At 66.1% G+C, this 24339-nt stretch carries 23 protein-coding genes; 9 read left to right on the top strand and 14 right to left on the bottom strand.

Annotated features, from left to right (window positions below; translation table 11 throughout):
- Positions 1-45 precede the first annotated feature (45 nt).
- A complete protein-coding gene (locus U5809_RS21010; RefSeq protein WP_322087994.1) occupies positions 46-381 on the top strand; it encodes an MmcQ/YjbR family DNA-binding protein in 336 nt (111 codons plus the stop codon).
- Between the two features lie 367 nt (positions 382-748).
- Positions 749-2140, top strand: a complete 1392-nt coding sequence (gabP, locus tag U5809_RS21005; protein WP_322087993.1) for a GABA permease — start codon at positions 749-751, stop codon at positions 2138-2140.
- Positions 2141-2283: 143 nt separating this feature from the next.
- On the opposite strand, the gene ychF is transcribed toward gabP, so the two are convergent.
- Entirely contained in the window at positions 2284-3378 is a 1095-nt protein-coding gene (gene ychF / locus U5809_RS21000; protein WP_282506572.1) for a redox-regulated ATPase YchF, read from the bottom strand.
- A 247-nt stretch (positions 3379-3625) separates the two neighbouring features.
- Between ychF and U5809_RS20995 the strand changes: the two genes are divergently transcribed.
- The 4 genes from U5809_RS20995 (at position 3626) to U5809_RS20980 (ending at position 8272) form a co-directional block, all read left to right on the top strand.
- Complete coding sequence (locus U5809_RS20995; protein ID WP_322087992.1) at positions 3626-4804, top strand: UbiH/UbiF family hydroxylase; 1179 nt, start codon at positions 3626-3628, stop codon at positions 4802-4804.
- Positions 4805-4894: 90 nt separating this feature from the next.
- Positions 4895-5623: a DsbC family protein gene (locus U5809_RS20990; protein ID WP_176051151.1), complete on the top strand. Its 729-nt coding sequence runs from the start codon at positions 4895-4897 to the stop codon at positions 5621-5623.
- A 105-nt stretch (positions 5624-5728) separates the two neighbouring features.
- On the top strand, positions 5729-7528 hold the full coding sequence (locus U5809_RS20985) for a M61 family metallopeptidase (protein WP_322087991.1): 1800 nt from the start codon (positions 5729-5731) through the stop codon (positions 7526-7528).
- 147 nt (positions 7529-7675) lie between these two features.
- Entirely contained in the window at positions 7676-8272 is a 597-nt protein-coding gene (locus tag U5809_RS20980; RefSeq protein WP_282506575.1) for an FMN-dependent NADH-azoreductase, read from the top strand.
- 123 nt (positions 8273-8395) lie between these two features.
- Here the strand turns inward: U5809_RS20980 and U5809_RS20975 are convergent, their stop codons facing one another.
- The 8 genes from U5809_RS20975 to rpe form a co-directional block, all read right to left on the bottom strand.
- On the bottom strand, positions 8396-9301 hold the full coding sequence (locus tag U5809_RS20975; RefSeq protein WP_322087990.1) for a uracil-DNA glycosylase: 906 nt from the start codon (positions 9299-9301) through the stop codon (positions 8396-8398).
- A gap of 13 nt (positions 9302-9314) precedes the next feature.
- A complete protein-coding gene (locus tag U5809_RS20970; RefSeq protein ID WP_322087989.1) occupies positions 9315-9941 on the bottom strand; it encodes a CYTH domain-containing protein in 627 nt (208 codons plus the stop codon).
- Positions 9941-10726, bottom strand: coding sequence for an indole-3-glycerol phosphate synthase TrpC (gene trpC, locus U5809_RS20965; protein WP_322087988.1), 786 nt, complete (start codon positions 10724-10726; stop codon positions 9941-9943). The genes U5809_RS20970 and trpC overlap by 1 nt, the downstream gene beginning before the upstream one ends.
- Before the next feature lie 29 nt (positions 10727-10755).
- Entirely contained in the window at positions 10756-11787 is a 1032-nt protein-coding gene (gene trpD / locus U5809_RS20960) for an anthranilate phosphoribosyltransferase (RefSeq protein ID WP_282506579.1), read from the bottom strand.
- Positions 11788-11800: 13 nt separating this feature from the next.
- Positions 11801-12391, bottom strand: a complete 591-nt coding sequence (locus U5809_RS20955; RefSeq protein ID WP_322087987.1) for an aminodeoxychorismate/anthranilate synthase component II — start codon at positions 12389-12391, stop codon at positions 11801-11803.
- A gap of 13 nt (positions 12392-12404) precedes the next feature.
- Entirely contained in the window at positions 12405-13898 is a 1494-nt protein-coding gene (gene trpE / locus U5809_RS20950; protein ID WP_322087986.1) for an anthranilate synthase component I, read from the bottom strand.
- Positions 13899-14255: 357 nt separating this feature from the next.
- Entirely contained in the window at positions 14256-15020 is a 765-nt protein-coding gene (locus U5809_RS20945; RefSeq protein WP_322087985.1) for a phosphoglycolate phosphatase, read from the bottom strand.
- A 4-nt stretch (positions 15021-15024) separates the two neighbouring features.
- A complete protein-coding gene (gene rpe, locus U5809_RS20940) occupies positions 15025-15711 on the bottom strand; it encodes a ribulose-phosphate 3-epimerase (RefSeq protein WP_011883156.1) in 687 nt (228 codons plus the stop codon).
- A gap of 178 nt (positions 15712-15889) precedes the next feature.
- Between rpe and apaG the strand changes: the two genes are divergently transcribed.
- The gene (apaG, locus tag U5809_RS20935; protein WP_011350820.1) at positions 15890-16264 is read left to right on the top strand and encodes a Co2+/Mg2+ efflux protein ApaG; all 375 of its coding nucleotides are present in this window, start codon (positions 15890-15892) and stop codon (positions 16262-16264) included.
- A gap of 81 nt (positions 16265-16345) precedes the next feature.
- Positions 16346-17578, top strand: coding sequence for a murein transglycosylase A (locus U5809_RS20930; protein ID WP_322087984.1), 1233 nt, complete (start codon positions 16346-16348; stop codon positions 17576-17578).
- Positions 17579-17743: 165 nt separating this feature from the next.
- Here the strand turns inward: U5809_RS20930 and paaK are convergent, their stop codons facing one another.
- The 5 genes from paaK to paaN all read right to left on the bottom strand — a co-directional run bounded on the left by paaK (position 17744) and on the right by paaN (position 23368).
- A complete protein-coding gene (gene paaK / locus U5809_RS20925; RefSeq protein WP_282506583.1) occupies positions 17744-19042 on the bottom strand; it encodes a phenylacetate--CoA ligase PaaK in 1299 nt (432 codons plus the stop codon).
- A gap of 38 nt (positions 19043-19080) precedes the next feature.
- Positions 19081-19533, bottom strand: a complete 453-nt coding sequence (gene paaI / locus U5809_RS20920; RefSeq protein WP_322087983.1) for a hydroxyphenylacetyl-CoA thioesterase PaaI — start codon at positions 19531-19533, stop codon at positions 19081-19083.
- A 1-nt stretch (position 19534) separates the two neighbouring features.
- The gene (gene paaG / locus U5809_RS20915; RefSeq protein ID WP_282506585.1) at positions 19535-20326 is read right to left on the bottom strand and encodes a 2-(1,2-epoxy-1,2-dihydrophenyl)acetyl-CoA isomerase PaaG; all 792 of its coding nucleotides are present in this window, start codon (positions 20324-20326) and stop codon (positions 19535-19537) included.
- A gap of 45 nt (positions 20327-20371) precedes the next feature.
- Entirely contained in the window at positions 20372-21574 is a 1203-nt protein-coding gene (pcaF, locus tag U5809_RS20910; protein ID WP_322087982.1) for a 3-oxoadipyl-CoA thiolase, read from the bottom strand.
- A gap of 87 nt (positions 21575-21661) precedes the next feature.
- Positions 21662-23368, bottom strand: a complete 1707-nt coding sequence (gene paaN / locus U5809_RS20905; RefSeq protein WP_322087981.1) for a phenylacetic acid degradation protein PaaN — start codon at positions 23366-23368, stop codon at positions 21662-21664.
- Between the two features lie 129 nt (positions 23369-23497).
- Between paaN and U5809_RS20900 the strand changes: the two genes are divergently transcribed.
- Positions 23498-24274, top strand: coding sequence for an enoyl-CoA hydratase (locus U5809_RS20900; RefSeq protein WP_322087980.1), 777 nt, complete (start codon positions 23498-23500; stop codon positions 24272-24274).
- Positions 24275-24339: the final 65 nt, after the last annotated feature.

Genomic DNA, 24339 nt, shown 5'->3' with positions numbered 1-24339 from the left:
AGGGTAGCCGGAGCGTCAACCATCGGCCAACGGTCGGGAGGCATCGTGACATTCGACGAAGTCCGGCAGATTGCGCTCGCGTGGCGCGGTGTCGAGGAGGGCACCTCGTACGGCACGCCCGCCCTCAAGGTGAAGGGCAAGATGCTTGCTCGGCTGCGCGAGGATGGCGACACGCTCGTCGTGAAGGGTGTCGGCCCCGACGAGCGCGCATGGCTGATCGAATCGGAACCCGACGTGTATTACGTGACCGATCACTATGTCGGCTGGCCGATCGTGCTGGTGCGCCTGTCGGCTGCGCATCCCGACGCCGTGAAAAACCTGCTTCTGCGAGAATGGCACGCGATCGTCCCGGCCAAGTGGCGGGACGAAGCGGCGCGCTGACAGCACGCGAACCGGCGCCGAACCGGATCAAGCGTTGCATCGGTTCGCATCGATGCAACAAGTGGTTCCATCGAAATTCTTCAATTGGTTCTCAGTGAAGAACCGTTTGATGCTTACACTCCTTCGCTTCGAAGGCGGCTGACGAAAGCCGATGGAAAGGGCGCACGCGATGCGCCGGCGCGTTGCGCACCGCATCGCACCCGCAGCTTCGCAGACTGCGCGGGCGCATCGACCCGACAGGCCCCGTCCGGCCTCATGCCCGCGTGCGACGCACGCGCGGTCGCAGCCGGATTCAAGAACGACAACTCCCCGCGCCGCCTTCATGCGACACCCGGTCGTACCGGAACCGTTTTTTGGAGAGAGACAGATGAGTGGAAGCAATACAGGCCTCGGCACGGGCCTGAAGCAGCGTCACGTGACGATGATGTCGATTGCCGGCGTCATCGGCGCGGGTTTGTTCGTCGGCTCCGGCCACGCGATCGCGGAAGCCGGTCCGGCATCGATACTCGCGTATGCGATCGCGGGCGTACTGGTCGTGCTGGTGATGCGCATGCTCGGCGAGATGGCCGTCGCGCATCCGGACAGCGGGTCGTTCTCGACCTATGCCGATCGCGCGATCGGCCATTGGGCCGGCTTCTCGATCGGCTGGCTGTACTGGTGGTTCTGGGTGCTCGTGATCCCGATCGAGGCGACGGCCGCCGCAACCATCCTCAACGCCTGGTTCCCTGGCATCGCGACCTGGATCTTCGCGCTCGGCATCACGCTGCTGCTCACCATCACCAACCTCTTCTCCGTCAAGAACTACGGCGAATTCGAGTTCTGGTTCGCGCTGATCAAGGTCGTCGCGATCGTCGTGTTCCTGTGCATTGGCGGCGCGGCGATCGTTGGAATCATCCCGGCGCCGGCCGTCTCGGGCGTATCGAACCTGTTCGCGCATCAGGGCTTCATGCCGAACGGCGCCGGCGCGGTGCTGGCGGCAATGCTCACGACGATGTTCTCGTTCCTCGGCACCGAGATCGTGACGATCGCGGCCGCCGAATCCGACAATCCGCAACGCCAGATCGTGCGTGCGACGAACTCGGTCATCTGGCGTATCACGCTGTTCTATCTCGGCTCGATCCTGATCGTCGCGGCCATCGTGCCGTGGAACGACCCGCTGCTGCCGAAGCACGGCTCGTATCAGCGCGCGATGGAACTGATCGGCATCCCGAATGCGAAGGCGATCATCGACGTGATCGTGCTCGTGTCGGTCGCGAGCTGCCTGAATTCGGCGCTGTACACGGCGTCGCGGATGCTGTTCTCGCTGTCGAAGCGCAAGGACGCGCCGGCTTTCCTGCATCGCACCGATTCGACCGGCACGCCGCGCGCGGCCGTGCTCGCGTCGACCACATTCGGCTTCGTGACCGTGATCGCGAACTACCTGATGCCGGAACAGGTGTTCGGCTTCCTGCTCGCGACGTCGGGCGCGATCGCGCTGCTCGTGTATCTGGTGATCGCGATCTCGCAACTGCGGATGCGCAGGACGCTCGAATCGACCGGCGCCGACCTGACGCTGCGGATGTGGCTGTTCCCGTGGCTCACGTGGGCGGTGATCCTGTTCATCTGCGGCACGCTGACCGTGATGTTCATCAGCGAGGATCACCGGATGGAAGTCGGTGCGACGGCCGTGCTGGCGTTGATCGTGCTGCTCGCGTCGTGGCTGAACAAGCGCGGTCGCGATGCACGGGCGAGCGCGGGGCGACGGGTGTCTGCAACGTGATGAAGTGATGTGACGGCGGGGCCGGGAGCCCCGGTCATGAAAAATGGCCCGATCGGCGTTTGCCGGTCGGGCCATTTGTCTTTCGTGCCGGAGCACGCGCTACGCGATACCGTGCATCTCGCACGGCATCACGCCGATGCAGATCAGACGTTGAACAGGAAGTTCATCACGTCGCCGTCGTGCACCACATATTCCTTCCCTTCCGCACGCATCTTGCCGGCTTCCTTCGCACCCTGTTCGCCCTTGTACGAGACGAAGTCGTCGAACGCGATCGTCTGCGCGCGGATGAAGCCGCGCTCGAAGTCGGTGTGGATCACACCGGCTGCTTGCGGAGCCGTATCGCCGATGTGGATCGTCCATGCGCGCACTTCCTTCACGCCCGCGGTGAAGTAGGTCTGCAGGCCGAGCAGCTTGAAGCCCGCGCGGATCACGCGGTCGAGGCCCGGTTCTTCCATGCCCATGTCGGCGAGGAACGCTTCCTTGTCCGCATCGTCGAGATCGGCGATTTCCGCCTCGATCGCCGCGCACACGGCGACTACCGGCGCGTTCTCGCTTTCCGCGTACTTGCGCACCGCATCGAGGTGCGGGTTGTTCTCGAAACCGTCGTCCTTCACGTTGGCGACGTACATCGCCGGCTTCGCGGTAATCAGGCAGAACGGCTTGATCAGCGCCTCTTCGTCTTCCGACAGCACGAGGCCGCGCACGGCCTTGCCCTGGTCGAGCTGCGCCTGCACTTTCTCGAGCACCGCGACGAGCTTTGCCGCTTCCTTGTCGTTACCCGACTTCGCAGACTTCGAGTAGCGCGTGAGCGCCTTCTCGACGGTGCCGAGGTCGGCCAGCGCGAGTTCGGTGTTGATCACTTCGATGTCGTCGATCGGGCTGACCTTGCCGGCGACGTGAATGACGTTCTCGTCCTCGAAGCAACGCACGACGTGCGTGATCGCATCGGTTTCGCGGATGTTCGCGAGGAACTGGTTGCCGAGGCCTTCACCCTTGCTCGCGCCCGCGACGAGGCCCGCGATGTCGACGAATTCGACGACGGCCGGCACGACACGCTCCGGCTTGACGATTTCGGAGAGTGCCTTCAGGCGCGTATCGGGCACTTCGACGATGCCGACGTTCGGCTCGATCGTGCAGAACGGGTAGTTCTCGGCGGCGATGCCGGCCTTGGTCAGCGCATTGAACAGGGTGGACTTGCCGACGTTGGGCAAGCCGACGATGCCGCATTTGAGACTCATGGAATCCTTCGGACGGGTAAGGCGGCGCGGCCGGACAGGGCACGGCGGCGCGGGAAAAAAGGGCGGCCGGCGCGTGGAGCGCAGCGGGCCGACGGTCAAAAACGCTATTGTACCGTGCCGACGCCCCGGATTCCGGGGTTGCGCCGAATGGCCGATGCGGCGGGCCGCCGCGCCCTCGTCGGCCGCCTGCGATTCTGCTGATTTCCCGCAAAGTCCGGCCGCGTAAGGGTTTGGCCCCGCGGCTATAATGCCCGCCATGACTGCCCACCACACCTTCGACGTCGCCGTGGTCGGCGGCGGGCTCGTCGGCAAGACGGCCGCGCTCGCGCTGACCCAGTCCGGCTACAAGACAGCCTTGCTTGCCCAGCCGGCCACGCCGCGCCCCGCCGATCTCGCGTTCGACACGCGCGTCTACGCGCTGTCCTCCAGTTCGCAAGCACTGCTCGAGCGGCTGCGGGTCTGGCAGGCACTCGACCACAGCCGGCTCGCGCCTGCCTACGACATGCGCGTGTACGGCGATGCGCATGCGGAACTGCATTTCTCCGCATACCAGGCCTCCGTGCCGCAGCTCGCGTGGATCGCCGAATCGTCGCTGGTCGAGACGTCGCTCGACGCCGCGCTGCGGTTCCAGCCGAACCTCACGTGGTTCGATGCGCGCGCGCAGGGCTTCGACGTGCGTGCCGACGCGGCCGTGCTCACGCTGTCGTCCGGGCAGGTGCTCGAAGCCGACCTGATCGTCGGCGCCGACGGTGCGCATTCGTGGGTGCGCTCCCAAATGGGGGCCAAGGTCGAGCGGCGCGATTATCGGCAGACGGGCGTCGTCGCGAACTTCAAGGCATCGCTGCCACACCGCGAGACGGCCTACCAGTGGTTCCACGAAGGCGAGATCGTCGCGCTGCTGCCGCTGCCGGACGGCCACGTGTCGCTCGTATGGTCCGCGCACACCGCGCATGCCGATGAATTGCTCGCACTCGATCCGGCGCAGCTCGCGGCCGAGGTCGAGCGCGTGTCGCACGGCCAGGTCGGCACGCTCGAATGCGTGACGCCGGCCGCCGGTTTTCCGCTGGCGCTGCAGACGGTCGACAAGCTGATCGCGCCGCGCGTCGCGCTGGTGGGCGATGCCGCGCACCTGATCCACCCGCTCGCAGGGCAGGGGATGAACCTCGGGCTGCGCGACGTCGCGGCGCTCGCCGACGCGATCTCAGGCAAGGAAAGCTTCCGCAACCTCGGCGATACGGTGCTGCTGCGCCGCTACGAGCGTTCGCGCCGCGAGGACATCCGCGCGCTGATGGTCGCGACCGACGGCCTGCAGCGTCTGTTCGCGGTGCCGGGCTCGCTCGCGAAGGCGGTACGCAATGCGGGCATGGCCTTCGTCGGCGCGCAGCCGCTCGTGAAGCGCTGGCTCGTGTCGGCCGCGCTCGGCTGAGCGAACCTTCGGCTGTTTCGCCGGTCGGACTCCGTTCCGTTACGGCGTACACTGTGCCGTGCATACCGATTGAGCTGAAGGAAGATTTCGATGAAAAAAACGATCCGCATCGCGTCGCTGGCGCTGGCCGTCACGATGGCGACGCTCGGCTGCACCGCGCAGGCCGACCAGACCACCGACAAGTTGAAGGCAACGCTGCAAGCGCGTCTCGGTAACGACGCACCGATCAAGAGCGTGTCGAAATCGCCGGTCGCTGGCCTCTACGAAGTGAACCTCGGCACGCAGATCATCTATAGCGACGCGGCGGGCGACTACGTGCTGCTCGGCGATCTCGTCGACACCAAGACGCACAAGAACCTGACCGACGCCCGCCTGTCCGAAATCAACAAGATCGATTTCGCGAGCCTGCCGTTCGCGAATGCGATCAAGGTCGTCAAGGGCAACGGCGCACGCAAGATCGCGGTGTTCTCCGATCCGAACTGCCCGTACTGCAAGAAGCTCGAGACAACGCTGCAGTCGGTCGACAACGTCACCGTCTACACGTTCCTGTACCCGGTGCTGTCGCCGGATTCGACGGTGAAGTCGAAGGCGATCTGGTGCGCGACCGACCGTGCGAAGACGTGGGAAGGCTGGATGCTCGACCACCGTGCACCGTCCGGCGCCGGCACTTGCGATACCAGCGCGCTCGACAAGAACCTCGCGCTCGGCCGCGGGATGAACGTCACGGGCACGCCGACGATCTTCCTGCCGGATGGCCGCCGTCTGCCGGGCGCAGTCTCGGCCGACCAGCTCAATCAGGCGCTCGCCTCGAGCAAGTAACCGACCACACGCCGGGCACATGGCCCGGCCAGCGAGGGGCGCCCGCATGATCTGCCGGCGCCTCTCTTCGTTTTCGCCGCAGTATTCGACCGACCGATTGCCACGATGACCCAGCCGATCCGCTATTCGATTGTCCCGAAAGATCTTGCCGCGCACCTGTTCGAAGTATCGGTGACGGTCGCCGATCCCGATCCCGAGGGCCAGCGCTTCTCGCTGCCGGTGTGGATTCCGGGCAGCTACCTCGTGCGCGAGTTCGCGCGCAACATCGTGACGCTCGGTGCGTTCAACGACGCGGGCCGCAAGGTGCGCATCGCGAAGACCGACAAGCACACGTGGCAAGCCGCGCCCGTGACCGGCGCGCTGACGCTGCGCTACGACGTGTATGCGTGGGACCTGTCGGTGCGTTCCGCGTATCTCGACGAATCGGGCGGTTTCTTCAACGCGACGGCCGTGTTCCTGAGCGTCGCCGGCCGCGAGGATGCACCGTGCGAAGTCGACATCGCGAAACCGGCCGGCGCGGCGTTCCGCTCGTGGCGTGTCGGCACCGCGCTGCCCGAAGCGCGCGGTACGAAGCGCTACGGTTTCGGTGCGTATCGCGCAGCGAACTACGATGAGTTGTCCGACCATCCGGTGACGATCGGCGAATTCGCGCTCGCGACGTTCGACGCGCATGGCGTGCCGCACGACATCGTGATCGCCGGGCGCGTGACGCAGCTCGACATGGAGCGGCTGCGTACCGACCTGAAGCGCGTATGCGAAGCGCAGATCGCGCTGTTCGAGCCGAAGTCGAAGAAGGCGCCGATGGATCGCTACGTGTTCATGACGCTCGCGGTCAGCGACGGTTACGGCGGCCTCGAGCATCGTGCGTCGACCGCGCTGATCTGCAACCGCACCGACCTGCCGGTGAAGGGGCGCCCGGAAACGACGGAAGGCTATCGCACGTATCTCGGCCTTTGCAGCCACGAGTATTTCCACACGTGGAACGTGAAGCGCATCAAGCCGGCGGCGTTCGTGCCGTACGACCTGACGCGCGAGAACTACACGTCGCTGCTGTGGTTGTTCGAGGGCTTCACGTCGTATTACGACGACCTGATGCTGGTGCGCAGCGGGCTGATGTCGCAGGACGAATATTTCGCGGCGCTGGGCCGCACGGTCGGCGGCGTGCTGCGCGGCACGGGCCGGCTCAAGCAGAGCGTCGCGGATAGCTCGTTCGACGCATGGATCAAGTACTACCGCCAGGACGAGAACGCGACGAACGCGATCGTCAGCTATTACACGAAGGGGTCGCTCGTCGCGCTCGCGTTCGATCTCGCGATCCGCGCGCAGACGCGCAACCGGAAGTCGCTCGACGACGTGATGCGCCTGCTGTGGCAACGCTACGGTCGTGATTTCTACCGCGGCAAGCAGGCGGGTGTCGAGGAAAACGAAGTCGATGCACTGATCGAGGAAGCGACGGGCGTCGCGCTCGGCCGCCTGTTCACCGACGCCGTGCATGGCACGCGCGACCTGCCGCTCGCCGAGCTGCTCGCGCCGTTCGGCGTGACGCTCGCACCCGATGTCGCGAACGGCGCGGCCGCGAAGCCGACGATCGGCGCGCGTCTGCGCGGCGGCGCGGACTGCACGTTCGCGGCGGTCTACGAAGGTGGCGCCGCGCATCGCGCGGGGTTGTCGGCCGGCGACACGCTGATCGCGGTCGACGGGCTGCGTGTGACGGGCACGAACCTCGATGCGCTGCTCGCGCGCTACCGGCCGGGCGACAAGGTTGAGATTCACGCATTCCGCCGCGACGAGCTGCGCACCGCGAAGCTGAAGCTCGACGGCCCGGAAGTCACGCGCTACCGGCTGACGGCAGCTGCGAAGCCGGCCGCGGTCTCGAAGGCCCGGGAAGCCTGGCTGAAGGGTTGAACGTACTGAAGCGGGTATCGGGGCGCGATCATGGATTGTTCTGCTGCTGCAACAATCCGTCGCCCTGAACCCGCTTTTTCGCGGTCATGCGGCCACGCACAATGGGGTCACTCGCGCTACCGAAGCGCAACCCTACTGGAGCCTGACATGACGACCATTCTGCAAATCAATTCCGCCGCACGTTCGCAAGGTGCGCAATCCACGCTGTTGGCTAACGAACTGACGGCAAAGCTGCAACAATCGAACGCCGGCGCGAAGGTCGTGGTTCGCGACCTGCTGGCCGATGCGCTGCCGCACCTCGACGAATCGGTGCTCGGCGCGTTCTTCACGCCGGCCGAAAACCGCACCGCGGAGCAGAATGCGATCGTCGCGAAGAGCGATGCACTGATCGCCGAACTGCAAGCCGCCGACATCATCGTGATCGGCGCACCGATGTACAACTTCGGCGTCTCGTCGCAACTGAAGACGTACTTCGACTGGATCGCCCGCGCAGGCGTCACGTTCCGCTACACCGAAAACGGTCCGGAAGGCCTGATCAAGGGCAAGAAGGTTCACGTCGTGACGGCTCGCGGCGGCAAGTACCTGGGTACGCCGAACGACAGCCAGACGCCGTACCTGCGCTCGTTCCTCGGTTTCATCGGCTTGACCGACGTGAACTTCATTCACGCTGAAGGCCTGAACCTCGGCCCGGATGCGCAAAGCGCCGCGCTGGCCAGCGCGCGCGAAGCGATCGCCGCTGCGTAAGGAAGGTCGATGCGGGTGCGACGCACCTGCTGCATCGCCCAAAAAAAGCGCCGCGTCCCCAAAAGGGGCGCGGCGTTTTTTTATGCCGGCCGACCGCCGGCTCGAAGGGCCCGGCGCGGTGCGTTACGCGAGCGTTTCGGCCACTTCCGGCAGGCGCCAGTCGATCGGTTCGCGGCCGGCGTCGACCAGATAGTCGTTCGCGAGCGCGAAATGGCGGCAGCCGAGGAAGCCGCGGTGCGCGGACAATGGCGACGGATGCGGCGCCTCGAGCACGCAATGCGCGCTCGCGTCGAACAGCGCGCGCTTCGCCTGTGCGTGCGCGCCCCACAGCATGAAGACGAGCCCGCGATGACGGCCGGCGAGCTCACGGATCAGCGTGTCCGTGCATTGCTCCCAGCCGCGCTTCGCGTGGCTCGCGGCCGCGCCGCGCTCAACCGTCAGCACGGTGTTGAGCAGCAGCACGCCCTGGCGCGCCCACGTGTCGAGACAGCCGTGACGCGGCGTGTCGTGACCGAAGTTCGCGGCGATTTCCTTGAAGATGTTGCGCAGCGACGGCGGCGTGCGGACGGCCGGCGGCACCGAGAACGCGAGGCCGTGCGCCTGCGGCGTGCCGCGATCGTCGCCGTGGTACGGATCCTGGCCGAGGATCACGATCTTCACGTCGTCCGGGCTCGTCAGGCGCAGCGCGCGGAACACGTCGGTCGGGTAGACTGTCTTGCCGGCTGCGCGCTCGTCGTCGACGAAGCGGCACAGCGGCGCGTACGCGTCGCTGTCGGTGAACGGTTTCAGCACGTCGCGCCAGACCGTCGGCAGCGCGTCGAATTGCGCGGCGAGATGCGGAACGTCAGCGGTTGCGGGCTGCGGTGCCGCGGCGGCCGCAGCCGGTGCGGCGGTTTTCTTCGCGGGTTTGCGCCCGGCCGCGGGCGGCTCGGAAGCCGCGGAAGGAATATCGAACGGTGCCGTTTCCGGCACGGGATCGTCGAACAGCGACGCCTGTTGCGGCGCGCGGGAAGTCTTGCGGGTTGCCATGCGTGATGCGTGTTTATTGCGCGCGCAGCCGGTAGCCGCGCTGCGCCTTGCTGATGTTTTCGGGAGCGAGACCCGGCAGCGCCTGCTGCAGTTCGGCGGCGAGCGTCGCGAGCGCCGCTTCCGGGCCGTCGATCAGTTCGAGTTCGATTTCGCTGATCGGTTCGCGGCGCGTTTCGTTTTCCGCCTGGACGACGATCTCGCCGAGGTCCACCGCGGCTTCGACGGTCGCGCCGCCGATTGCGATGCGCCACAGCGTACGCGAAAAATCCGTTCGGAACAGCGCATGCAGTGCGCCGGCCGCGTCATTCAGCGCGGCGGCGGCTTCCGGCACGTCGCAGGCCGCGACGAGCGCGTCGATTTCGAGTGCGTCGCCCGCGACCGGCAGTTCCCATTCGTGACGGCGATGCAGGCCGCCTTCCGCGCTGCCGACCGTCTTGAACGTCTGCAGCCAGCCCTGCGGCGCGCGACGCACGCGCACCGCGCTTTTCGAGCGTGCCAGCGCGAGATCGGGCGTGTCGTAGTAGACGTTCGCGAGTGTGATGTCGTGACCGGGTTCGCCGGTCAGCGTCTCGAAGAAGCGTCGCGCGTCGTCGGCCTGACCAGCCGGCAGCGCGAGCTTGATTTCCTTTTCGATCGCCATCAGAAGAACATCCGTGCGAGTTCCTCGCCCGGCTGCTCGGCGCGCATGAATGCTTCGCCGACGAGGAACGTGTTCACGTTCGCCGCGCGCATCGTGTCGACATCGGTGCGCGCCAGGATGCCCGATTCGGTCACGACGATGCGGTCCGCCGGAATCATGTCGAGCATGTCGAGCGTGGTCTGGATCGACGTCTCGAACGTGCGCAGGTTGCGGTTGTTGATGCCGAGCAGCGGCGTCTTGAGCGTCAGCGCCTGTTCCATCTCGTTGCGGTCGTGCACTTCGACCAGCACCGCGAGGCCGAGCGAATGCGCATACGCTTCGAGATCCTGCATCAGCGGCGTGTCGAGCGCGGCGGCGATCAAGAGGATCGCGTCGGCGCCCATCGCGCGGGCTTCCATGATCTGGTACGCGTCGACGATGAAGTCCTTGCGCAGCACGGGCAGCGTGCAGGCAGCGCGCGCTTCTTCGAGGTAGCGGACGCTGCCCTGGAAGAACTGCTCATCGGTCAGCACCGACAGGCACGCGGCGCCGTGAGCCGCATACGAACGCGCGATGTCGGCCGGCACGAAATGCTCGCGCAGCACGCCCTTCGACGGGCTGGCCTTCTTGATTTCGGAAATCACGGCCGCGTGGCCGGCCGCGTGCTTCGCGCGCAGTGCGCCGACGAAGTCGCGCAGGTCGCGCGCCGAGGCGTCCAGCTTCAGTGCCTCGAGCGGCGCGCTGCGCATGGCCGCCGCGACTTCTTCGCGCTTGACGGCGATGATTCGGTCGAGAATGTCGCTCATGTGGATTCCTGCTTGATTCGTAAGGGGTGTCAGCGCTTGAACTGCTGCGTGAAGCGCACGAGTTCGTCGACCTTCGCGCGGGCCTTGCCGCTCGCGATCGCTTCGCGGGCGAGCTGGATGCCATCCGCGATCGATTCGGCGACGTTTGCCGCATAGAGCGCGGTGCCCGCGTTCAGCGTGACGATCTCGCGCGCGACGCCCGGCTGATTGTCCAGCGCGCCGAGCAGCATCTTGCGCGATTCGTCGGCATTTTCCACCTTCAGCGTGCGGTTCGACACCATCTGCAGGCCGAAGTCCTCCGGATGGATCTCATATTCGTGCACCTTGCCGTCGCGCAATTCGCCGACGAGCGTCGCCGCGCCGAGCGAAACCTCGTCCATCCCGTCCTTGCCGTACACGACGAGCACGTGCTGCGCACCGAGACGCTGCATCACACGCACCTGGATGCCGACGAGGTCGGGGTGGAACACGCCCATCAGCTGGTTCGGCGCACCGGCCGGATTGGTCAGCGGGCCGAGGATGTTGAAGATCGTGCGCACGCCGAGCTCGCGGCGCACGGCCGCGATGTTCTTCATCGCCGGATGATGGTTCGGCGCGAACATGAAGCCCATGCCCGTTTCGGCGATCGACGCGGCGACCTGCTCCGACTGCAGGTCGATGTTCACGCCGAGCGCCTCGAGCACGTCGGCGCTGCCGGACTTGCTCGACACGCCGCGGTTGCCGTGCTTCGCGACCTTCGCGCCGGCCGCGGCCGTGACGAACATCGACGCGGTCGAGATGTTGAACGTATGCGAGCCGTCGCCGCCGGTGCCGACGATGTCGACGAAGTTCGAGTTGTCCTGCACCTCGACGTGGTTCGCGAATTCGCGCATCACGGTCGCGGCGGCGGCGATCTCGCCGATCGTCTCCTTCTTCACGCGCAGCCCGGTGATGATCGCGGCCGCCATCACGGGCGACAGGTCGCCGCGCATGATGAGCCGCATCAGGTGCAGCATTTCGTCGTGGAAGATCTCGCGGTGTTCGATCGTGCGCTGCAGCGCTTCCTGCGGGGTAATCGTCATCGTGAGGCTCCCGTCAGGCGGCTTGCGCGGCCGCGGCACGGGCCAGCTTCAGGAAATTCTCGAGCAGCGCATGGCCATGCTCGGACAGGATCGATTCCGGGTGGAACTGCACGCCCTCGATCGGCAGCGTCTTGTGACGCACGCCCATGATTTCGCCGTCGTCGGTCCACGCGGACACCTCGAGGCAGTCGGGCAGCGATTCGCGCTCGATCGCGAGCGAGTGGTAGCGCGTGACGTCGAAGTGCTTCGGCAGGTCGGCGAACACGCCCCGGCAGTCGGTTTCGATCCGGCTCACCTTGCCGTGCATGATGGTCGCCGCACGCACGACGCGGCCGCCGAACGCTTCACCGATCGCCTGATGGCCGAGGCAGACGCCGAGGATCGGCTTCTTGCCCGAAAATTCGCGCAGCACGTCGAGCGTGATGCCCGCGTGTTGCGGATTGCTCGGGCCGGGCGACAGGCAGATCGCGTCGGGATTCAGGCGCGCGATCTCGTCGAGCGTGATTTCGTCGTTGCGGTAGGTACGTACGTCCTCGCCGAGTTCGCCGAAGTACTGGACCAGGTTGTAGGTAAACGAGTCGTAGTTGTCGATCATGAGCAGCATGGTCAGTCTCCGGTCAGAAGTCGCTATCGAGGCCGTCCTGGACCTGTTCGGCCGCACGCAGCACTGCGCGCGCCTTGTTCTCGGTCTCTTGCCATTCGGATTCGGGCACCGAATCCGCGACGACGCCGGCCGCCGCTTGCACATACAGGTTGCCGTTGTGGATCAGCCCCGTGCGGATCGCGATCGCGAGATCCATCTCGCCCGAGAACGACAGGTAGCCGACCGCACCGCCGTACAGCCCGCGCTTGACGGGCTCGAGCTCGTCGATCAGTTCCATCGCGCGCACCTTCGGCGCGCCGGACAGCGTGCCGGCCGGGAACGTCGCGCGCAGCACGTCGTAGTTCGTCATGCCGGGCTTCAGCTTGCCTTCGACCGAGCTGACGATGTGCTGTACGTGCGAGTACTTCTCGATGACCATCTTGTCGGTCACCTGCACCGAGCCGATTTCCGCGATACGGCCGACGTCGTTGCGCGCGAGGTCGATCAGCATCACGTGCTCGGCGATTTCCTTCGGATCGTTGAGCAGCTCGGTTGCGAGTTCCGCGTCGCGCTCGGGCGTGTTGCCGCGCGGGCGCGTGCCGGCGAGCGGGCGGATCGTGACGATCTGGTCTTCGCCGCGCTTTTCCTGGCGCACGAGGATTTCCGGCGACGCGCCGACCACGTGGAAATCGCCGAAGTTGTAGTAATACATGTACGGCGACGGGTTCAGCGAACGCAGCGCACGATACAGCGACAGCGGATTGTCGCGGTACGGCTTCGTCAGCCGCTGGCCGACCTGGATCTGCATCAGTTCGCCGGCCGCGATGTATTCCTTCGCCTGGCGCACGGCGGCGAGGTAGTCGTCCTTCTTGAATTCGCGGAACGTCTCGGTACGCACGCTCGCCGACGTGACGGGCGGCTGCACGGTCGTGCGCAGGCGCTGCTTCAGTTCACGCAGGCGCTGTTTCGCCTTCGCGTAGGCTTCGGGCTGGCTCGGGTCCGCGTAGATGATCAGGTACAGCTTGCCGGCGAGGTTGTCGATGACCGCGACTTCCTCGGTCAGCAGCAACTGGATGTCGGGCAGGCCGAGATCGTCGCGCGGCGCGGTGTTCGCGAGCTTCTTCTCGATATAGCGCACCGCGTCGTAGCCGAAGTAGCCGGCGAGACCGCCGCAGAAGCGCGGCAGGCCCGGGCGCTGCGCGACCTTGAAGCGCGCCTGGAACGATTCGATGAACTGGAACGGGTCGCCGTCGTGCGTCTCGACGACCTTGCCGTCGCGCACGACTTCCGACACGCCGTTGCGGGTGCGTACGAGCGTGCGGGCCGGCAGGCCGATGAACGAGTAGCGGCCGAAGCGTTCGCCGCCGACCACCGATTCGAGCAGGAACGAGTTGGCGCCCGCGCGTTCGGGCTGGGCCAGCTTCAGGTAGAGGGACAGCGGCGTTTCGAGATCGGCGAGGGCTTCCGCGATCAGCGGGATGCGGTTGTAGCCTTCGTTCGCGAGCGATTGAAATTCGAGTTCGGTCATGTTCCGGTCCTGTTCGGGACGAGCGGCGCGTGCGCCAGGGATCACTTGACGCTGCGCAGGTTGCCGTCGGCGAAAGGGCGGTCGATCGAGAAGTGCCTGTTGCCGGCCGGCACTCCGGGCGTGAACGTCGCGAGCCTGCGGCCGAGCCTGAACGCAAGCGTTCGGACGCGGTAGAACTCGAGGTGGTGCGACGATCGGCGCGCGGATGCGCAGCGAGATAAAAAACGGCGCTGAAGACGTGCTTCAGCGTACCTCATCGAAGAGGTTAGCGCGACCAGCGACGCCAGGGCCAGGCTCCCCGGTCGATGCTGCTCAGACTCCGTTTTTTATTCAGAAACATGCAGATGGAAGAAATGATCAGAGGGTTGGCCGGCCGGCATTGTGCGCGGTGATCGCGCGAGCTGCGACCAGCAACGAATCGACTATACCATCCGAATTTATCGTTTGTATAGCGTTGCCGTGGTTGTAGCCGTACGGCACCGTCAGCGTCGCCATCCCGGCCGCGCGGCCTGCCAGCGCATCGTTTTCCGAGTCGCCGATCGCGACCGCCGCGTCCGGTGCGACGCCGAGCGCATCGCAGGCCGTCAGCATCGGCAGCGGATCGGGCTTCTTGCGCGCGACGCTGTCGCCGCCCAGCACGATGCCGAAGCGATCGGCCAGCCCGTATTGCTCGAGCAGCTCGACCGCGAAGCGGTGCGGCTTGTTCGTCACGCACGCGAGCCGGATGCCGGCCGCGCGCAGCGCTTCGAGGCCGGCGGCCACCTCCGGATAGAGGCGCGCATGGCGGCCGTTGATCTTCGCGTATTCGGTCTGGTAGATCGCCAGCGCATCGTCGAAGCGCGCGTGCGCTTCGTCGGCCGGGAAGCGCGGCTTCAGCACGCTCTGGATCAGGTGTTCGGAGCCCTTGCCGACGTAGCCGATCACCTCGTCGCGCGACGTGGCCGGCGCGCCGAGCTGCGCGAGCATCCCGTTCAGGCCGGCCGTGAAATCGTCGGCCGTGTCGACCATCGTGCCGTCGAGGTCGATCAGCGCGGCTTCGATGCGCGGCGCGGTGAAGCGGATCGGGGCAGCGTCCACGGCAGCCCCGGCCGGCGCATGGCCGGCAAGCGACGAATCGGCCACGGTGTCAGCTCCGCTCGACGGTGGCGAGCGCCGCGCGCATCTCGTCGATCACCTTGCGGTAGTCGGGCTTGCCGAAGATCGCCGAACCCGCGACGAACGTGTCGGCGCCGGCCGCCGCGATTTCCGCGATGTTGTCGGTCTTCACGCCGCCGTCGACCTCGAGCAGGATCTCGCGGCCCGTGCGTTCGGTATAGGCGTCGATGCGTGCGCGCGCTTCGCGCAGCTTGTTCAGCGTTTCCGGAATGAACGACTGGCCGCCGAAGCCCGGGTTGACCGACATCAGCAGCACGAAGTCGAGGCGATCCATCACGTGGTCGAGGTAGTTCAGCGGCGTGGCCGGGTTGAACACGAGGCCGGCCTTGCAGCCGTGGTCGCGGATCAGCGACAGCGTGCGGTCGATGTGATCGGAGCCTTCCGGGTGGAAGCTGATCAGGTTCGCACCGGCCTTCGCGAAATCGGGCACGATCCGGTCGACTGGGCGCACCATCAGGTGCACGTCGATCGGCACCTGCACGTGCGGGCGGATCGCTTCGCACACGAGCGGGCCGATCGTCAGGTTCGGCACATAATGGTTGTCCATCACGTCGAAGTGGATCCAGTCGGCGCCGGCGGCGACGACGTTGCGGACTTCTTCGCCGAGCCGCGCGAAATCGGCCGACAGGATGCTGGGAGCGATACGAAATTGGGTCATGGCAGGGGAGCGGGGACGTTGCGGCGCAAAACCGTCATTCTACCGTCCGGCGACCCGGTACGCGGCGGCGGGCCGTGCGGCCGAGGCCCGATTGCGCATAGAATGCCGAACCAATGCGGCACGCCCGCGGCCCCGTTGCCCATGCCGGCACGGACAGTCACCTTCCACCGGAAACATCATGAGTCAGTATCAGTTCACCGTTTCGGTGAAAACCAGCTACTTGCCGGAACAATCCGACCCCGATCGCCGTCAATATGCATTCGCGTACACGCTGACGATCCGCAACACGGGACAGGTCGCGGCGCAACTGATCGCGCGTCACTGGATCATCACGGACAGCGAGAACCACGTGCAGGAAGTGAAGGGGCTCGGCGTCGTCGGGCACCAGCCGCTGCTGCAGCCGGGCGAGCACTTCGAATACACGAGCTGGGCCGTGATCGCGACGCCGGTCGGCACGATGCGGGGCGCGTACTTCTGCGTGGCGGAAGACGGCGAACGTTTCGAGGCGCCGGTCGACGAGTTCGCGCTGCACATGCCGCGCACGCTGCATTGAGCGTGCGAAGCGCGTCAGCGCGGCTGGCGGTCGTTGTTGCCGCGGGTGTGCTTCTTTCTGCCCGACGACGTCCACACGACGATGAAGATCAGCAGGGCAAGCGCTACGAAGGCTTCGAGCGCGAAGATGAGCATCGGATATTGGTCGAGAAAATCTGACATGGCGGTTTCCATCAAGAACGGACATTGTATGTGGTTTGGGCCCCGGTTGGCCGGGTGGGTGGTAGCGGCCGCGGCGGCGGCGCTGCTTGCCGCGTGCGGCAGCGCGCCGACGCGGACGTCGTCGCTGAAGCCGCCGACCGGCGCGGCGATCGTGCCGGGGCAGATCGCCGCGAAGCGGCTCACGCCGGTCGCGTGGCAGCAGGTGCCGGGCTGGCAGGACGATTCGCTGATCGGCGCGACGGCCGCGTTGCGGCAGAACTGCGCGCGGCTCGCGCGCCAGCCGGCGTGGGCGCGTGCCTGCGCGGCCGCCGACCGGCTCGACGAGCTCGACGTCAGCAGCGCACGCACTTTCTTCGAAACCTATTTCACACCGTTCCAGCTCGCGAACACCGACGGGACGCTCGACGGGCTCGTGACCGGCTATTACGAGCCGCTGCTGCACGGTTCGCGCGTGCGCCGCGGCCCGTATCAGTACGCGCTCTATCGCTGGCCGTCCGGCTATCGCGCGGGTGCCGCGCTGCCGGTACGCGCGCAGCTCGAGCGAGCCGGCATCCTGAGCGGCAACGAACTCGTGTGGGTCGACGATCCGATCGAGGCGTTCTTCCTGCAGGTGCAGGGCTCGGGACGCGTGCTGCTCGACGACGGCTCGGTGATGCGGGTCGGCTTCGGCGGTACCAACAACCAGCCGTACCGGTCGATCGGCAAGTGGCTGCTCGATCGCGGCGAGCTGACGCCCGCCCAGGCAACGATGCAGGGCATCAAGGCATGGGCGAAGGCGAACCCGACCCGCGTCGACGCATTGCTCGACACGAATCCGCGGTTCGTGTTCTTCCGCGACATGCCGACCAAGGAAGATGCGCCGCACGGCGGCGCGGACGGCCCGATCGGCGCGCTAGGCGTGCCGCTGACACCGGAGCGTTCGATCGCGGTCGACCCGTCGGCGATCCCGCTCGGCACGCCCGTGTTCCTGCAGACTACGCGTCCGCTGACGAATACACCGATGAACCGGCTCGTGTTCGCGCAGGATACGGGCTCGGCCATCAAGGGTGGCGTGCGCGCCGACTATTTCTGGGGGCTCGGCGACGACGCCGGTGATCAGGCCGGCCGGATGAAGCAGGTCGGCCGGATGTGGCTGCTGTTCCCGAATTCGTGATGCGCAGCGGCGCGGGTGTTCCGTGCGGAATGCCTGACGTGACGTGACTCGATTTGACGGGCCGTGCCCGAGACGAAACAGCCCGATCGGTTTGGGCCGATCGGGCTGTTTCTTTTTGGCGCGGGGCGATGGCTGCGCCACATTGCTGACAGGCTGCGCCTGGCTTTATCCCTTGCGCTTGTCCACGACGCGGCGCGCCTTGCCGACCGAGCGCTCGATCCCGTTCACGGGCAGCACGTTGATCACGGCCGTCACACCGATCAGCGACTTGATGTCGTACGCGAGCGCCTGCTTTGCCGCGTGGATCGCCGCCGTATCGGGCGCGGAGTCGGGACACGGCTCGACGTTGAGCGTCAGCACGTCGAGCGGGCCTTCCTTCGTCAGTACGATCTGATAGTGCGGCGCGAGCGCGCGCTGCTTGAGCAACTGCTCCTCGATTTGCGTCGGGAACACGTTGACGCCGCGCACGATCATCATGTCGTCCGAGCGGCCGGTGATTTTCTCCATCCGGCGCATCGTGCGGGCGGTGCCGGGCAACAGGCGCGTGAGGTCGCGGGTTCGATAGCGGATGATCGGCAGCGCTTCCTTGGTCAGCGACGTGAACACGAGCTCGCCGAGTTCGCCGTCCGGCAGCACTTCGCCGGTTTCCGGGTCGATGATTTCCGGATAGAAGTGGTCTTCCCAGATGGTCGGGCCGTCCTTGGTCTCGACGCATTCGGACGCGACGCCGGGGCCCATCACTTCAGACAGTCCGTAGATGTCGACCGCATCGATGCCCATCCGCTGTTCGATCGCGACGCGCATGTCGTTGGTCCAGGGCTCCGCGCCGAAGATGCCGATACGCAGCGAGCTCTGCACGGGATCGAGGCCCTGGCGCTCGATTTCGTCGGCGATCGACAGCATGTAGCTCGGCGTGACCATGATGATGTCGGGCCGGAAATCCTGGATCAGCTGGACCTGCTTTTCGGTCTGGCCGCCGCCGAACGGGATCACGGTCAGCCCTGCGCGTTCGGCGCCGTAATGTGCACCGAGCCCGCCCGTGAACAGGCCGTAGCCGTAGCTGACGTGCACCTTGTCGCCGCGGCGCGCGCCGGCAGCGCGGATCGAGCGCGCGACGAGATTCGCCCACGTGTCGATGTCGCGGGCCGTATAGCCGACGACTGTCGGCTTGCCGGTCGTGCCCGATGACGCATGGATGCGCGAGATCTGATCCTGCGGCACGGCGAACATCCCGAACGGATAGCTGTCGCGCAGGTCGCCTTTCGTCGTGAACGGGAAGCGAGACAGGTCGGCGAGCGTCTTCAGGTCGTCCGGATGCACGCCCGCGTCGTCGAACTTGCGACGATAGACGGGCGAGTGGTCATACGCATGCCGGAGCGACCACTTGAGGCGTTCGAGCTGCAGTGCGATCAGCTCGTCGCGCGAGGCGGTCTCGATCGGCTCGAGCGGTAGCGGGGTAGTCATGCCTGTCTCCAGTGTTTGTTATGTGCGAACCGTCGGCGTCAGCGGTCTTCCGGGATGACCGTGCCCTTGATCTGGGCGGATTTGCCGCGAAACATCGCGACCGTTTCACCGGTCTGGTTCGTGACGCGGATGTCGTAAATGCCGTGGCGGCCGGCGCGCGCCTGTTCGATCGCCTCGGCCGTCAACATGTCGTTGCCGTGCACTGGGCGCAGGAATTCGATCGAGCAGCCGGCTGCGACCGTGTTCAGGTTGTACGAGTTGCACGCGAACGCGAAGGTCGAATCGGCGAGCGTGAAGATGATGCCGCCGTGACAGGTCTGGTGTCCGTTCAGGAATTCGGGCCGTACGCGCATCTGCAGGCGGGCGTAGCCGGCGCGTACTTCGGCGATTTCCATGCCGAACGCGCGGCTGCACGCATCTGCGTCGTACATGGCCTGCGCCGTGGCGCGCGCCAGCGAATCGGGTTCGAGCGTGTCGGTGGCGTTCGTCATGTCAACGCCCCTCGAAGCGCGGCGCGCGCTTCTCGATGAATGCCTTCACGCCTTCCGCATAGTCGTGCGACTGACCGAGCTCGCGCTGAAGGTCGCGTTCCAGGTCGAGTTGCTGGTCGAGCGTGTTCGTGACGCTGTCGCGCATCGATTGCTTGATCGATGCGATGGCGAGCGTCGGCTGTTGCGCGAGTTGGGTGGCGAGTTGACGGACGGTCGCGACGAGCGCGTCGTCGTCGACTGCACGCCAGATCAAGCCCCATTGCTCGGCCTGTTCGGCACCGAGCTTGTCGCCGGTCAGTGCGAGCCCCAGCGCACGCGCCATGCCGACGCGCTGCGGCAGGAACCACGTGCCGCCCGAATCCGGTACGAGCCCGATCTTGACGAAGGCCTGGATGAAACTGCTCGAACGGGCAGCGAACACGAGATCGCACGCGAGCGCGAGATTCGCGCCGGCGCCGGCCGCCGTGCCGTTGACGGCGGCGATCACCGGAATCGGCAGACGCTGCAGGCGGCGGATCAGCGGATTGAAGTGCTCGTCGATCAGCGTGCCGAGGTCGGTGGACGCGCCCGGCGTGAAGTCGAGGTCGGCCAGGTCCTGGCCCGCGCAGAAGCCGCGCCCCGCACCCGTCAGAATCAGCGCGCGTGCGCCGGCCGCTTCGACTTCATCGAGCGCCGACTGCAGTTCGCGATGCATCGCCCGCGTGAAGCTGTTCAGCTTGTCGGGGCGGTTGAGGGTGATCGTGGCCACGCGCGCGGCCTGATCGATATCCAGCTGAATCGCCTGATAGGACATGCAGTGTCTCCTTCATGACTTCGTTATAGGCGCGCGGCGCGTCGGTTACACGCGTTCGATCGCGAGGGCGATGCCCTGGCCGACGCCGATGCACATCGTACAGAGCGCAAAGCGGCCGCCCGTACGTTCGAGTTGATGGAGTGCCGTGGTCACGAGACGAGCGCCGGAAGCGCCGAGCGGATGGCCCAGCGCAATGGCGCCGCCGTTCGGGTTCACGCGAGGGTCGTCGTCGGCGACGCCGAGCATGCGCAGCACCGCGAGGCCCTGCGACGCGAACGCCTCGTTCAACTCGATCACGTCGAACTGGTCGATGGTCATGCCGAGCTGGCGCAGCAGCTTTTGCGTGGCCGGCGCGGGGCCGATGCCCATCACGCGCGGTTCCACACCGGCGGTCGCCATGCCGACAACGCGCGCGCGGCGACGCAGACCATACTGGTCGGCTGCTTGTGCATTGGCGAGCAACAACGCACATGCGCCGTCGTTGACGCCCGATGCATTGCCGGCCGTCACCGAGCCGTCCGGACGCACGACACCCTTCAGCTTCGCGAGCGCTTCGAGGGACGTCTCGCGCGGATGTTCGTCGCGCGACACGACGATGGCGTCACCTTTCTTCTGCGGAATCGTGACCGCGACGATCTCGTCGGCAAGCGTGCCGTCCTGCTGCGCGCGTGCAGCCTTCTGCTGGCTGCGCAGTGCGAACAGATCCTGGTCGGCTCGGCTGATGTTGTAGTCGACCGCGACGTTCTCGGCCGTCTCCGGCATCGAATCGACGCCGTACAGCTGTTTCATCAGCGGATTGACGAAGCGCCAGCCGATCGTCGTATCGAAGATGTCGGCCTGGCGCGCGAACGCGCTGGCGGCCTTGCCCATCACGAACGGCGCGCGCGTCATGCTCTCGACGCCGCCTGCGACCATCAGCGCGGCTTCGCCCGACTTGATCGCGCGTGCGGCCGTGCCGACCGCGTCCATCCCGGAGCCGCACAGCCGGTTCAGCGTCGTGCCCGGCACGTCGGTCGGCAGGCCCGCGAGCAGCGCCGACATGCGCGCGACGTTGCGGTTGTCCTCGCCGGCCTGGTTCGCACAGCCGTAGATCACGTCGTCGATCGCTGACCAGTCGACGTTCCGGTTGCGCTCGATGAGCGCCTTGAGCGGCACCGCGCCGAGGTCGTCGGCGCGGACGTCTTTCAGGGCACCGCCGTAGCGGCCGATGGGGGTGCGAATCGCGTCGCAGATGTAGGCGTCTGTCATGGGCGTATCGATGAGCAACGAACCCGCCGGGTGGCGGATTCGTTCATGGTAGAGAACGTGGCGGCGTTTGCACGTCGGCCATTCGGGTTATGCCGTCTGGCCAGCTTCCGCGGGGACCGCCTTCGGGGCAACATGGACGCGGCTTTGCACCACACGGAAGCGGTTGGCGACGAACGCCGGGTCGGCCAGCGCCGCGTTGGCCGCCGGGTTTGCGCCGGTGCCGTGGAAATCGGAGAACGCGGCCGACTGGTTGACGAATACAGCGCCTGTCAGGTTGATCGACAGCGCGACACCGCCGCGTACCGCTGCGTCGTGCGCGGCATCGACGATTGCGCCGTCGGTGCTATAGACAGAAAGCGTCAGCGCGCCATGTTCTGCCGCAATTTCCCCGACGAGATCAAGCGACTGCGCGGTTGAGTCGGTCGCGATCACGAACGAGATCGGGCCGAACCACTCCTGCGTGAATTTCGCGCGATCGGCCACGTCGAGTTGCAGCACGAGCGGCGTGCGCACGCGGGCATCGGGGAAGGCGGGGTGCTGGAGGGTCAGGCTGTCGGCGAGCACGCGGCCGAGCTGGCGGGCGTCGTCGATACGTGCGGTCACACCTTCGTTCTGGATCGCGCCGATCAGTTCGACCGAGCGTGCCGGGTCGCCGGTGAGTTTTTGCACGGAAACGGCGATGGCCTGTGCGACTTCGTCGAAGCTCGCATGACCGTCCGCCGTCCGGATACCGTCGCGCGGCACGTAGATGTTCTGCGGCGCCGTGCACATCTGGCCGGAGTACAGCGCCAGCGAGAACGCGATGTTCTTGGCGGCGGCCTTCAGGTCGTCGGTCGAGTCGATCACGATCTGGTTGACGCCAGCCTTCTCGGTGTAGACCTGTGCCTGATGGGCGTGGCGTTCGAGCCACGTACCGTTCTGCGTGCTGCCGGTGAAGTCGATCAGCTTGATCTCGGGGCGCAGTGCGAGATCCTGAACGAGGGCGCCGTCGTTGGGCTCGGTCGCGAGGAGCGTGACGACGTTCGGATCGAACCCGGCCTCGCGCAGCACGTCGCGAGCGATCCGGACCGTGATCGCGAGCGGCAGGATCGCACCCGGATGCGGTTTGACGATCACGGTGTTGCCGGTTGCCAGGTCGGCGAACAGGCCCGGGTATCCGTTCCAGGTCGGGAACGTGCAGCAGCCAAGCACAAGCCCCGTGCCGCGCGGGACGATCGTGTAGCGCTTGTGCATCGCGAGCGGCGGGTTCTTGCCTTGCGGCTTTTCCCAGTGCGCGTCGGCGGGGATGCGGCGCAGTTCGTCCCACGCATAGGCGACTGCCTCGAGCGCGCGATCCTGCGCGTGCGGGCCGCCGGCCTGGAACGCCATCATGAATGCCTGCCCGGTGGTGTGCATCACGCTGTACGCGATCTCGAAGCTCGCACGGTTCAGACGCGCGAGGATTTCGAGGCTGACGCCGACCCAGGCGCTCGGGCCGGCTTCACGCCACGTGCGTTGCGCGGCGGCCGCGGCGGCGATCAGTGTGTCGGGCGTCGATTTCGGATACCGGATGCCGAGCGCGATGCCGTACGGCGACTGCTCCGCGCCGACCGTTTCACCGGAAGCCGGCTGGTCGAGCTCGAACGTGCTGTCGAGGTGCGACTTGAACGCGGCCTCGCCATCGGCGTTCGCGCTTTCCCCGTACACTTTGGGGCTCGGCATTTCGGCGAACGGGCTCCAGTACCCGCGGCTCTCGATGGCGGCGAGTGCGTGTTTCAGCGTGTCTTCGTGCTTCGTGAACAGTGCATGGGTCATGGCGGCGGCCTGATGGACGTTGAGAGGGGTTGGATCGATTAATTAACCGACCGGTTGGTCGGAGAATGGTAGCATCAAACTATTCGCATGTGCGAGGCGTTTCTCATTTCATTGATCGAGGAGAAATAGATGGCTTACGAGAACATCCTGGTGGAGACCCGGGGGCGTGTCGGGCTGGTTACGCTGAACCGCCCGAAGGCGCTGAATGCGCTGAACGATGCGCTGATGGACGAGTTGGGCGCCGCGCTGAAGGCGTTCGATGCGGACGACAACATTGGCGCGATCGTCGTCACGGGGAGCGAGAAGGCATTCGCGGCCGGCGCGGACATCGGCATGATGGCGACCTACTCCTATATGGATGTTTACCGGGGCGACTACATCACGCGCAACTGGGAGACGGTCCGCGAGATCCGCAAGCCGATCATTGCGGCGGTTTCGGGCTTTGCGCTGGGCGGCGGCTGCGAGCTCGCAATGATGTGCGACATCATCTTCGCGGCGGATACGGCCAAGTTCGGTCAGCCTGAGATCAAGCTGGGCATCATGCCGGGTGCTGGCGGCACGCAGCGGCTGCCGCGCGCGGTGTCGAAAGCGAAGGCGATGGACATGTGTCTGACCGCACGTTTCATGGACGCCGCCGAAGCCGAGCGTGCCGGGCTCGTGTCGCGCGTACTGCCGGCCGACAAGTTGCTCGACGAGGCGCTTGCTGCTGCGGCGACGATTGCCGAGTTCTCGCTGCCGGCGATCATGATGGTCAAGGAGTCGGTGAACCGGGCATACGAGACGACGCTGGCCGAGGGTGTCCACTTCGAGCGTCGGTTGTTCCATTCGCTGTTCGCGACCGAAGATCAGAAGGAAGGGATGGCGGCATTCGTCGAGAAGCGCAAGCCGGAGTTCAAGAACCGCTGATCGGGCTGCGCCACGGCGGGTATCCGAAGGCTGTTTGGCGCCTGCTGTAAGTACGGTCGCCCGGC

The organism is Burkholderia sp. BCC1999 (assembly GCF_905339975.1).
Classification (GTDB): domain Bacteria; phylum Pseudomonadota; class Gammaproteobacteria; order Burkholderiales; family Burkholderiaceae; genus Burkholderia.
This window is presented reverse-complemented; position numbering and strand designations above follow the sequence as displayed.